Origin of the sequence: Hoylesella timonensis S9-PR14, from assembly GCF_000762405.1 — a bacterium.
Lineage (GTDB): Bacteria > Bacteroidota > Bacteroidia > Bacteroidales > Bacteroidaceae > Prevotella > Prevotella timonensis_A.
Genome location: NZ_JRPQ01000108.1, coordinates 1 through 11,028, shown reverse-complemented (window position 1 = coordinate 11,028; position 11,028 = coordinate 1). Strand labels below are relative to the sequence as shown.

Sequence of the window (11,028 nt, the reverse complement as noted above, 5' to 3'; positions counted from 1 at the left end):
TGCAGAAGTTTGGCTTCGCCTCAACATAGAAAGTAAACTTTCTCTGTCTTCGGCTCGCGCAACCTTTGCAGAAGTTTGGCTTCGCCTCAACATAGAAAGTAAACTTTCTCTGTCTTCGGCTTGCGCAACCTTTATAGAAGATTGGCTTCGCCTCAACATAGAAAGTAAACTTTCTCTGTCTTCGGCTCGCGCAATCTTTGCACAACAGGATTATTGACGATAACTTAATTGGCAGATAACGAAACAAACCAATGAATAGAATTAGGAATTTTTGTATAATAGCTCATATTGATCACGGGAAATCAACCTTAGCAGACCGGTTGTTAGAATATACGAATACGGTACAAGTAACAGGCGGTCAGATGTTGGATGATATGGATTTGGAGAAAGAGCGTGGTATAACGATTAAGAGTCATGCTATCCAAATGGAGTATCAATATGAAGGCGAAAACTATATACTCAATCTCATTGATACTCCCGGACATGTTGACTTCTCGTATGAAGTGAGCAGAAGTATTGCTGCGTGTGAGGGAGCACTTTTGGTTGTTGATGCAACACAGGGTGTGCAGGCTCAAACCATCTCAAACCTGTATATGGCGATAGACCACGATTTGGAAATTATTCCTGTCATCAACAAGATTGATATGCCTTCGGCTATGCCAGAAGAAGTGGAAGATGAAATCATTGAACTCATTGGTTGTGAACGCTCGGATATTTTACGTGCATCGGGGAAAACAGGACAAGGAATAGAAGAAATCTTGAAAGCAGTAGTGGAGCGTGTGCCTCATCCAGTAGGAGATACAGATGCGCCCTTGCAGGCTTTGATTTTCGATTCCGTCTTTAATAGTTTTCGTGGTATCATCGCTTACTTCAAAATAGAAAATGGAAGTATTAAGAAAGGGGATAAAGTCAAGTTCTATAATACAGGAATGAAATATGATGCCGACGAAATCGGAATTCTTAAGATGAATATGGTTCCGAAGCAGGAGCTTAGCACAGGGGAAGTGGGATATATCATTAGCGGAATTAAGGATGCCAAAGAGGTGAAGGTTGGAGATACCATTACTCATGTTGCTCGTCCTTGTACGCAAGCTATCTCTGGTTTCCAAGAAGTGAAGCCCATGGTCTTTGCGGGTGTCTATCCGATAGATCCCAATGACTATGAAAATCTGCGTGCTTCTTTGGAAAAGCTGCAACTCAACGATGCGTCGTTATCTTTTCTTCCTGAATCGTCCATCGCTCTCGGCTTTGGTTTCAGATGTGGATTCTTAGGACTGTTGCACATGGAGATTGTGCAAGAACGCTTGGACAGGGAATTTAATATGGAAGTGATTACCACCGTTCCCAACGTTTCTTATATGGTTTATGACAAACATGGCGAGTCGAAGGAAGTTCATAATCCATCGGGACTTCCTGAACAGACGATGATTGAACATATTGAAGAGCCTTATATTAAAGCCACGATTATCACGGACGCTAATTATATAGGTCCGATTATGACGCTTTGTTTGGACAAACGAGGGGAATTGATAAAACAGGAATTTATTTCTGGCAATAGGGTAGAGCTGCATTTTATGTTGCCATTAGGCGAAATCGTGATTGACTTTTACGATAAGCTGAAATCTATCTCTAAGGGATATGCCTCATTCGATTACCATGTGGATTCGTTCAGACCTTCTAAACTTGCAAAGTTGGATATTCTCTTGAATGGTGAGCCTGTGGATGCGCTTTCTACTTTAACACACCAAGACAATGCGGTGACCTTAGGAAGGAAGATGTGCGAAAAACTGAAAGATTTAATTCCAAGACAGCAATTTGACATTGCGATACAGGCGGCTATTGGAGGAAAGATCGTTGCAAGAGAGACCATTAAATGTGTACGAAAAGATGTGACTGCCAAATGTTACGGTGGTGATGTGAGTCGTAAACGAAAACTCTTAGAGAAGCAGAAGAAGGGTAAGAAGCGGATGAAACAGATTGGTAATGTAGAGGTTCCGCAGAAGGCTTTCCTTGCTGTTTTGAAATTAGATTAGGAAGAAGAAAATGCTAACTTTAACAATCATACGAAAATGAAAGAACCTGTCAATACACCTCGTGATATTGCGAGGGAATTAGCGCGTAAATATAGTACGATGACTCACGAAGAATTAGATGCTTTGGAGAGTATTTTGGTGCCTATGAAGTTTGCTAAAGGTGAAATGATATTGGCAGAAGGAGAAATTTGTCAATGTATCTATTACTTGGATAAAGGTCTGATACGACAGTTCTATTTTAAGAACGATAAGGAAGTGACCGAGCATCTTGGTGCTGATAACACCATATTTATGTGTATCGAGAGCTTGTTTAAGGAAGAACCGAGTCATCTGCAGGTGGAGGCTTTAGAGGCTTCTGTTATTTATGCGTTGCCCAAAGAGGAGTTAGAGAAAGTTGCCTTGCATAATGTGAATATTCAGATGATGTATAGAAAGATATTAGAAGAAAGTTTGATTATCTCACAGATACATGCCGACTTGGTTCGCTTTGAAACAGCTCAAAATAGATATAAGCGCATGTGTAAGTTATATCCACAAGTAGTTTTCAGAGCTCCGCTTACTTATGTGGCTAATTATCTTCAGATGACCCCTGAGACATTGAGTCGCGTAAGGACTTCTATGTTAATGGAAGATTAGTTTTCAAAAGGTAATAGGGATGAGCAAATTTTCTTCGCTCATCCCTATTGCCTTTGTCATTTTAAGAATTTCTCTTTTTCATTTGACGCTTGCGACTGTTATTTATATTTGTCAATATAGTCTTGCGCCCTTTTATCGCCTAATTGTTTCGCTTTCTCAAACGCCTCTATTCCTAACTTTTTTTGCTTCTTCTGAATGAGCGCAAGTCCTTTGATAAGATAGATGTCAGGATAGTTAGGTGCTATCCCAATGCAGAGTTCCGCAGTTTTAAGGGCGTCGTCTATGTAGTTTACTTTGAGTTGCAACGAAGCCATTTCAGCCAAATAGGTTGGCTCTTGTCGGTTAAGCACTGCTGCATGCGCAATATCATTCAATGCCTGTTGGTATCTTCGTAGTTTTACATTACAATTAAAGCGCGTATAATAAAATTCATGGTTTGCCCTTCCCAGCATGAGTGTGTCATAGCGATTATAATCCATGATAGCTTTTTTGTAATCGCCAGCTTGGTCATAAGCTGCACCACGTGCAAGTACGAATGGAGCGGCAATGGGTGTCAAAGGCTGAGGACATGCAGCGACAGCACTGTCAAGCAGACTCAGAATCTCTGCTTGGTTCGCCTTTAATTGTGCTTTTGCCTGTGCAGCCTCGTAAAACAGTTCTCCAGAGCGTAGATTCGTTTTGGTCAATGCAATGAACATATCATACGCTTTCTGATAGTTTCCTTTGGAGTAAATAATTTGTGCTTGTTGGTGCTGATAGGCTGGCAACGGATTTATCTCATAAGCCTTTTGTGCTTCCGTAAGAGCTTTGTCAAGCGACCAAGCTAAGTATGTGGAGTCTGGCTGAAAGAGTTGTTGATGAAAAATGATTTTTGCATATTCAGCATGTGCCGCATCTTTCTTGTGTACATTTTGAATGGCAGTCTCCATTTCTGTTGCAGCTTTTGCAAATTCTTTATTGTTGGCATACTGTCTTGCCTGTGCTGCATATCCATCTACAGCGTGAGGAAACAAGCGCTTAAAGTCTTGGATATATTTAAGATAGTTTTTCTTATTTTGCTCTGAGGCCATCATCAGCGTCACCAAGGCATCTTCTTCTTTGGCAGGCAATTGTGTCCTGATGGTGGTTTGTCGTAACACAGGGTCTGCTAAAGAAAGTCCGTTGTTAATCTGCATGTCTTTCATGAAATGAGCATCCACCGCATGCGTTCCTTCCGAATGGTTCGCATGTTGTAAAATCCCAATGAGTTCGCCTTTCGCATTTACAAAAGGACAGCCCTCCATATTCTCTGGTGTCTCCGAGGAGAATATATAATAGGTGTACTTGTCCATGAAAAGTTCTGTTTTCTGGATAGGTACTTGTTTTGCTTCTTGATTTTTAATGGAATAACCCAACATCCAGACTTTCTCACCATTCATAGAAGGCGTACTTGCTATTTTAATAGGTGTCGTCTTTCCATTGACTTTGAATTTACAGACATCGTATAACTCATTAGCCCCAATAATCACATCCACGGGCAAAGCATTCCCGTTTGTGTCAATGACCACTGCACTGTCTGCGCCTACGAAAGGATAGAACGCACTGATAGCTTCTCCATTATCACTGATAAACACGCCATTGGTAGAGGCTAATAGTGTGCCGTCTGTTTTGAAAGTCGTTAGACTAAAAATAGATGCTGCTGCTTTCTTTACCTGTTTTGACTGACCATGGACATACGTTACGGAGAAGGTAGCCATGAACAAAAGCGTTAATAAGTACGATATTTTATTTTTTATATTCATCATGTGGTTGTCTTAATTTACATTTAAAAGTTCACGTGCGTTAGCTAATGCTGCCTTGGTAATATTGCTACCGCTGAGCATTTGTGCGATTTCTTCTATTCGTTGTTGCTCATTTAGAGGAGTCATATTGCTGATGGTGCCGTTGGGAGTTTCCGTCTTAGAGACTTTATAATGATTTTTCCCCAAGGCGGCAATCTGTGGTAAATGCGTGATACTGATGACCTGTCTGTGGTTATTTCCCATTTCGTCCATGATGTGCGCCATCTTTTCTGCCACACTACCACTCACTCCTGTGTCTATCTCGTCGAAGATAATCGTTGGGAGTTTGACAGCTCCACTAATCATTGCTTTTAGAGAAAGCATCACACGGGCAATCTCTCCACCTGACGCAACCTGTGACACAGGACTTAAAGGGGAGTTTGTGTTGGCACTGAACAGAAACGAGACACTATCTTTTCCGTTCGAGCTTAACTCTTTTGGTTTGATGTCTACCTTAAAATTGATTTTAGGAATACCGAGCGGAACTAATCTTGCTTTCATCTCTGACTCGATAGTCTTAGCTGCTTTCTTTCTGATAGTTGTCAACCTTTCTGCTTGTTGCGTACAGTTGTCTAATAACTTTGCAACAATATCTTTTTGTTTCTGTATTTCCTCATCGCTATGATCAAGGAGATTGATTTGTTCTTGTATTTTTTGTTGGTATGCTATGAGTTCTGCAATCGATGCAACATGATACTTATGTTCCAACGAATTGATGGTATCTAACCTTGCTTGGCTTTGTTCGAGTTGTTGAGGATTGTAAGAAACCTGCTCGCCTTGGGCTGTAATCTCTTGCAGCAAGTCTTTCATCTCTATATAACAACTCTCCATGCGTTGAGAGATTTCTTGCACTGGCGTGTATATCTGCTCTATTTTTTGCAGTTGTTGGCTCACTTGATTCAGTGTTTCTATAATGCCGTTCGATTCGTTAGAAATGAGATTTTGGGAAAGATAGAGTGCTGACTTGATTTCCTCGGCATGCTCAAGGGTTGAAATCTCTTGTTCTAATACTTCTTGTTCCCCCTCTGACAGTGCTGCGTCACTAAGTTCTTGCAGTTGAAATCGTAAATAGTCTTCATTCTCTTGGTCTTTTGACACCTTGGCTATCATCTCTTCCAATATCGTTTGTTCTTTTTTATATTTCTGATAGCTTTCTTGATACTTTCTTAGTGTATCTTCGTCTTTGGTCAAAATATCAACAACATGCAGTTGAAAATCCTCTTTGTTTAACAATAGGTTTTGGTGTTGTGAATGAATATCGATGAGGCGTTCTCCCAAATCTTTCATCACAGAGAGCGAAGCAGGGGTGTCATTGATAAAAGCTCGGCTCTTTCCATTGATGTTGATTTCCCTTCTTAAGATGCAATCCTGAGGGTCATCGTCAAGGTCATTTTCTAAGAAGAAATCTTTGAGGTCATATTGCCGAATATCAAAATGAGCCTCAATAACGCAGCGTTCCTCTCCTTGTCTTATTTGTTTCGTATCGGCACGATTGCCTTTTAATAATCCTAAAGCTCCTAAGATGATACTTTTTCCTGCACCCGTCTCACCCGTGATGACAGAGAATCCGGGATGAAACAGTATGTTCATTTCGTCAATGAGCGTAAAGTTTTGTATATATAGTTGTTTTAGCATTTATTCTTTGATTTTTTCCCAAGCTTCATTTTGCGAGGCATTGATAGAAAACAAGATGTCGTACACTGCCTCTTTTTCCTTTTGCGTACCTTTCCCCTTATAGATATTTGCCAACTCGTCTCTTTTATAGTCGGTCCATATCTGCGGAAGCATGCTTAACGGTCTGTTCTCCCGACTTTTCTTGAGGTCCTCTTGTAGGGCTGTTGTGATGTTGGTACGCCCACGTTCTGCATTGGTAGCCATTTCATCAAGTCCCTTTCTATAATAATCGTATTGCAGTTTTCTAAAAGGAGACATTGCGCTATCCATGTAGTCATTAATGATAGCAAAGCGATTTCGGCTATCATCAAATGATTTCCAACCTGTAAAATTCAGGTTCTGTGCATTGTTCGTGAGACGTAGACAGCGTTGCAAGATGTCGTCGCCACCCATGAGTGCAAACGAATCAAGGTTGATGCCAATAATTAGATAGGCATAATAGGCAATGAGCGCAGTCAACTGGTTGTCTATGGATTCCTCGTTAAACTTGAGTTGGTCGAACTCTGCAAACTCAAAATTGAAGTCATTGTCCGTATTATTATATAAGGTGGAGGTGTAGGCAGAATTGTAAACGGGTCTGTTAGCTTGTATCAGTGCTTTACAGGTAAACATGTTCGTAGCCTGATCGTATTTCGTTACCGTGATGTTAAAATTGCAAGGTATCCGTTCTATTTTCTTGAAATGGAGGTTTGTCCACTGCCGGTCATTGATGAAGGTGTTCAGTGTCTTCTCCAAGTTTTCAAAGATGCGTTGGTCTGTTCCTTGTATCTGACTGTGGTTGATACGCACTTTAGCGTTCAATTCTTGACCGCACGCCCTCTTCGTGCAGCACGTACAGAAAAGAAGTAAACAGATAATGGTACGTATCGTTCTCATTCTACTGATTGTTCTTATTAAATTCACGCAAGCGAATTCTTGTCAACACTTGCTTGGTGTTGTTTGTAAAATCATTTGATAACATCCAACTGTAATAGCCCGGGTCTTGGCGTAGCACTTCTGAAACAGTCTTTCCCTTGTATTTTCCAAAATTGAATACTTCTACTCTGACAGGCGAACCATCTTCATGGGTCATCACTTTTCCATTGCTGTCTTTCTGCTCACGCCATACAATGCGCCCAGCAAAGTCAACAGCGTCGTTTGTTTTGGAGAAGTTAGCCAAGTACTGCATATCATTGGGCAAGGCTCTTTCTTTTTCTTCGGCTTTGTCTGGATCGTATCTCTCAAGCTGTCCCAACAACACCCGATAGGTGGCTTCTGCATCTTCGTTAGCTTTGTGCGCTTGAAAGTCTTCCTCCATCTTTCGTCCGCAGTAAAACTTGTATGCGGCAGCAAGGTTTCGGCGTTCCATCTTATGAAAGATGGTTTGCACGTCAATAAGATTACATTTAGAAAAATCAAAGTCAATACCTGCTCTTAAGAATTCTTCTGCCAAGAGTGGCACGTCAAAGTGGTTGGAGTTGAATCCCGCAATGTCGCTATCCTTAAATTGATTTTGAAGATGTGTTGCTATCTCTTTGAATTTTGGAGCGTTAGCCACGTCTTCATTCGTAATTCCTGTGAGCTCAATCACTTCATGCGGTATCGGTTTCTCTGGATTTACAAAAATACTCTCTCTTTCTTCCTCGCCGTTCGGAAGTACTTTGATGTATGATATTTGGATAATCCTGTCATTCACCAAGTCTAATCCAGTGGTTTCTAAGTCGAATATAATTAAAGGCTTCTTTAGATTTAATTTCATTTTTTGATATAGATGATAAAAAGATAAATGTATCTACAAAGTATAAATTCCCGAAGTCTCAGGCGCTCATGTAGATACATTTAGCAAGTTAATGGTGACTATTTAATCGTTCAGTAACATAGGCATGATGAGCATCAATACTTCTTGGTGTTCTGGTTGTGTAGAAGGAATGATAAGCCCTGCACGACTTGGATCGGCTAATTGAATAGTCACTTCGTCGCTGTCTAAGTTGGTGAGAATGTCTGTCAGCGAACTTCCCTTAAATCCGATGCTCATGGTTTGTCCCGTATAATCACACACGATTTGTTCCTTCGCACTTGTTGCAAAGTCGACATCTTCAGAAGACAGCTCTAACTTTCCTGTCTCAAGGTGGAGGCGAATGAGTTGACTGCTCTCACTGGCAAAGGGCAATACTCGTCTTAATGCACCTAACAGTCCTTTTCTATCAACATTGAGCTGATTAGGATTATCCTGCGGAATCACAGAGTTGTAGTTAGGATATTTTCCCTCAATGAGTCTACAAGATAGTGAACCTCCTTCGTATCGTATTTCTGCATTTCTGTTGTCAAACTTAATGACAACATCTCCTTCTCCTTTTGTCAGTACTGTCCTCAAAAGTGTAGCGGGCTTCTTAGGTAAGATGAAAGAAGCAGATGTATCACTTTTTATTTCAAAATTCTTGTTTCTCACTAATTTATGCCCATCGCTTGCCACGATTGCCAATCCCTCTGGTGTTAAATCAAAATAAATACCATTCATCACAGGACGGAGTTCGTCTTGTGCGGTGGCAAAAAGGGAGCGGTTGATGTTGTTGTTCAGAACGTTAGCACCAATTGTTACCACTGTTGCCCCATCGGGTATTTCCGATGTTTGAGGATATTCTGCTGCATTTTGTGCCGTAAAATTATAAACTCCATTTTGGTATTGAATCTTGATGGTAAGATGTTCGGTGTCTACATCGAAAGTCAGTGGTTGCTCTGGCAACTCTTTCACAGCGTCTAAAATGGTTCTGTTGGGCACAGCGAATTTGCCGTTTCCATCGCATTCGTCAAGAGAGACAGAAGTTTGCATCACATTCTCGCTATCGCTTGCGGTGATTTTCAATTCGTTGTTGGCTACATCAAAGAGAAAACAGTCAAGAATAGGTAACGAGTTCTTTAAGTTGATGACCTTAGAAAGCGTTTGCAAACGATTGTTCAAGGCACTGCTTGATAATGTAAATCTCATGGGTATAATTTTTTAATTGTTATTCTTATAAGTAGATACAAAAATACAAAAAACCATTGTCTCAAACAAAAAAACCGTCTAAAAGTTTCGTATTTTAGAAGTATTTTACTAATTTCGCCGTTCAGAGAATCCTATTCAATTGATAAATTATTCATAAAACGTAAGATAAATGGAACTACAAGGAAAGGTGATTGCAGAAACACCTGAGAGAAGTGGCACTTCTGCAAGAGGTGATTGGAAAGCAAAAGATTTTGTGATTGAGACTCACGAACAGTATCCTCATAAGATGTCATTTTCTGTATTTGGCGAAGAACGTCTTCAAAGATTTAATATTCAGGTAGGACAAGAGGTGTTGGTGTCCTTTGATATTGATGCTCACGAGCACAACGGACGTTGGTATAATAACATTCGTGCTTATGATGTTCGTCAGGTAGATCCTGCTTCTTTAGGAGTACAAGGCGCTCCAGTGCCTCCACCAATGGGCACCACAGACACTCCAGCAACGGGTACTAACCAGAGTCAAGCACCGTTCCCTCCCCAACCTGCTACGACAGAAGAGAGTACGGACGACTTACCTTTCTAAGTTCTTACAAAGGAAGTTAATTGCTCAAGTGGATTTGATAAGTAATAAGTCATCAAATCCACTTTACTTTTGAGTAGGGTAGAACGCCTTTTCAGAAAAGAGGTATGGCAACGATGAGCGTCCCATGGGCTTCCTCTTCCTTTTTTCTTGTTATCTGTGAAGCATCCATTTTGTGTGGAGTGAGCGTCACCGCACGTTATTAGTACTGTCGTAAAGCAGCCAACAATAAATTGTTTTCGGTTTTTGAACCTATGGTCACTCTTATGCAGTTTTCACAGAGTGGAAGATGACTGCAATCATATACGTTAATTCCTTTTTCTCTTAAATATTGATAGATAGCTCCTGCATCTTTCATCTTTGCTAAGAAGAAGTTTGCCTCTGAAGCATACACTTGAGCACATTCGGGTAAGACACTGAAAGCATGGAGCATACGAGCGCGCTCTTGGACAATTGTAGAGACCCATTTGTCAATTTCAAAACTATCTTTAAGGGTTTCTATAGCTTGCTTTTGTGCCAACGAACTGATATTGAATGGATATTTTACGTTGTTAAATAGCTCAACAATGTCCTTATTTGCATACGCCATTCCCAGCCTCAAGGCTGCACACCCATACGCTGTACTCATCGTATCTAATACAATTAAGTTGGGATATTTTTTCAGTTCGTGCCTGATAGAAGGTTGGTGTGAGAAATCTATAAAGCTTTCGTCAACAACGACTATCCCATCAAACAAAGTCAATATTTCGCAAATCGCATCTCTCTGTATAGGCTTGCCAGTAGGGTCATTGGGCGAACATATCCACACCACTTTGGTGTGTTGGTCACAAGTGTGCAACAACTTGTCTGGCTGAAGCTGAAAGTCGGTATCTAACAGCACAGGCTTATACCCTATGTTGTTGATTTCTGCTAATCGCTTGTATCGCATTCGTGTGGGTGCAATCGCCACAACATTGTCCACTTTTGGTTCACAGAAAATGCGATAAATGAGGTCGATTGCTTCTTCACTTCCATTCCCTAAATAAATATTGTCGGTAGGAACTTTCTTCAGAGCGCTTAATGTCTTCTTGAGTTCTAACTGTAACGGGTCGGGATAACGATTCAGTGGTTTGTTATAGGGATTTTCATTCGCATTTAATCTAATGACGTTTTCAGCGTGTGGCGCTTGTTCATCAATAGAAGCACAAGGGTTGAACTTACGGAGATGCGGACGAATCAGCTGCTCTAATGTTTTCATGCAAAAGGACTTTTAGTTATTCCTTAATTCCGCAACACTATTATAAATTAAACTTTTTAAGTATCTGAGCAACAAAAAGTTGC

10 protein-coding genes are annotated in these 11,028 nt (G+C 40.7%); 4 read left to right on the top strand and 6 right to left on the bottom strand.

Annotated features, from left to right (window positions below):
- From HMPREF9304_RS14940 to HMPREF9304_RS07070, 3 genes are all read left to right on the top strand, one after another.
- Positions 1-217: hypothetical protein (locus tag HMPREF9304_RS14940; protein ID WP_036927779.1), on the top strand; the 217-nt coding region annotated here is incomplete at its 5' end.
- 34 nt (positions 218-251) lie between these two features.
- Positions 252-2,033 carry a translation elongation factor 4 gene (lepA, locus tag HMPREF9304_RS07075; protein WP_036927777.1) on the top strand — a complete coding sequence of 594 codons (1,782 nt, stop codon included), beginning with the start codon at positions 252-254 and terminating at the stop codon, positions 2,031-2,033.
- Between the two features lie 36 nt (positions 2,034-2,069).
- Positions 2,070-2,669 (top strand): Crp/Fnr family transcriptional regulator, encoded by a 600-nt coding sequence (locus HMPREF9304_RS07070; RefSeq protein ID WP_008122254.1) that lies wholly within the window; start codon positions 2,070-2,072, stop codon positions 2,667-2,669.
- 98 nt (positions 2,670-2,767) lie between these two features.
- Here the strand turns inward: HMPREF9304_RS07070 and HMPREF9304_RS07065 are convergent, their stop codons facing one another.
- The 5 genes from HMPREF9304_RS07065 to dnaN form a co-directional block, all read right to left on the bottom strand.
- Positions 2,768-4,453, bottom strand: coding sequence for a serine protease (locus HMPREF9304_RS07065; RefSeq protein ID WP_081953667.1), 1,686 nt, complete (start codon positions 4,451-4,453; stop codon positions 2,768-2,770).
- A 9-nt stretch (positions 4,454-4,462) separates the two neighbouring features.
- Positions 4,463-6,124 carry a DNA repair protein RecN gene (gene recN / locus HMPREF9304_RS07060; RefSeq protein WP_036927774.1) on the bottom strand — a complete coding sequence of 554 codons (1,662 nt, stop codon included), beginning with the start codon at positions 6,122-6,124 and terminating at the stop codon, positions 4,463-4,465.
- Positions 6,125-7,039, bottom strand: coding sequence for a type IX secretion system protein PorD (porD, locus tag HMPREF9304_RS07055; protein ID WP_036927773.1), 915 nt, complete (start codon positions 7,037-7,039; stop codon positions 6,125-6,127).
- A gap of 1 nt (position 7,040) precedes the next feature.
- Positions 7,041-7,901 (bottom strand): 3'-5' exonuclease, encoded by an 861-nt coding sequence (locus HMPREF9304_RS07050; protein WP_036927770.1) that lies wholly within the window; start codon positions 7,899-7,901, stop codon positions 7,041-7,043.
- Between the two features lie 102 nt (positions 7,902-8,003).
- Entirely contained in the window at positions 8,004-9,128 is a 1,125-nt protein-coding gene (dnaN, locus tag HMPREF9304_RS07045) for a DNA polymerase III subunit beta (RefSeq protein WP_036927767.1), read from the bottom strand.
- 169 nt (positions 9,129-9,297) lie between these two features.
- Between dnaN and HMPREF9304_RS07040 the strand changes: the two genes are divergently transcribed.
- Positions 9,298-9,711 carry a DUF3127 domain-containing protein gene (locus HMPREF9304_RS07040; RefSeq protein WP_008122240.1) on the top strand — a complete coding sequence of 138 codons (414 nt, stop codon included), beginning with the start codon at positions 9,298-9,300 and terminating at the stop codon, positions 9,709-9,711.
- 199 nt (positions 9,712-9,910) lie between these two features.
- Here HMPREF9304_RS07040 and hisC read toward each other — a convergent pair whose 3' ends face one another.
- Positions 9,911-10,945 carry a histidinol-phosphate transaminase gene (gene hisC, locus HMPREF9304_RS07035; protein ID WP_036927765.1) on the bottom strand — a complete coding sequence of 345 codons (1,035 nt, stop codon included), beginning with the start codon at positions 10,943-10,945 and terminating at the stop codon, positions 9,911-9,913.
- Between the last annotated feature and the right edge of the window lie 83 nt (positions 10,946-11,028).